Raw genomic sequence first — 853 nt, 5'->3', positions numbered from 1 at the left:
GCCTTGAGCAGCGCGCCCGTAATACCCAGTGCCGCGAAACCGGTGAGTTCCGCAGTGTTGCTACCGGGCAAAGTGTTTTCGTTGGTCAAAATAATCTTCTTTCACGCGGCTTCTGGCCGCAAACATCGATGGCGGCAGGGCGCAACCTGCCGTCGAACAAATTTTCATGAAACGACAAGGCGGGCGGACGGGTTCGTCCACTCGGCTGCGCTGTCGTGCCCGCAGGCATCATGCCACGGGGCTTTTTCGCCGCTTTGTGATTTACCGGAAAAAGGGCCGATATACCGGAAAGAGGGAAAACAGACGCAACCAGTCTCATTCGTCGAGAAGGCCGGATAAGTCCCGGCCCAAGCGCCTATGCCGCCGCATATGGCCCAGTTCGCCACCAAATGCAAGGGGGCTCATGTTGCAGCGCAGCAAAATCGACGGAGCAAGCGGCGCTTGCGCTCGCTTGCCGGCACGATTACCACGAAATGCCGCTGGCTTGGGAGGTAATCGATGAAGGACGTGCTGAAGGAACTCGAGCGCCGCCGCGAGATCGCCCGCATGGGCGGCGGCCAAGCGCGCATCGACGCCCAGCACAAGAAGGGCAAGCTCACCGCGCGCGAACGCATCGAGGTGTTTCTCGACGAGGGCTCGTTCGAGGAGTTCGACATGTATGTCGAGCACCGCTCGACCGATTTCGGTATGGAAAAGACCAAGATCGCGGGCGACGGCGTCGTTACCGGCTGGGGCACCGTCAACGGCCGCCCGGTCTACCTCTTCGCCAAGGATTTCACCGTGTTCGGCGGCTCGCTGTCGGAAGCGCATGCCGAGAAGGTCATCAAGGTGCAGGAGATGTCGCTGCGCAACC

Annotated in this window: 1 protein-coding gene; it reads left to right on the top strand. The window is 60.7% G+C overall.

Going from position 1 to position 853, the window contains the following annotated elements:
• Positions 1-498: 498 nt before the first annotated feature.
• Positions 499-853 (top strand): carboxyl transferase domain-containing protein (locus tag EN932_RS37155; protein ID WP_281061583.1); only part of this gene is annotated, 355 nt, incomplete at its 3' end.

The organism is Mesorhizobium sp. M7A.F.Ca.US.002.01.1.1, assembly GCF_004022955.1.
GTDB lineage: Bacteria > Pseudomonadota > Alphaproteobacteria > Rhizobiales > Rhizobiaceae > Mesorhizobium > Mesorhizobium ciceri.
Note: the sequence above shows the minus strand (reverse complement) of the source record. Positions and strands in the feature narration are given on the sequence as shown.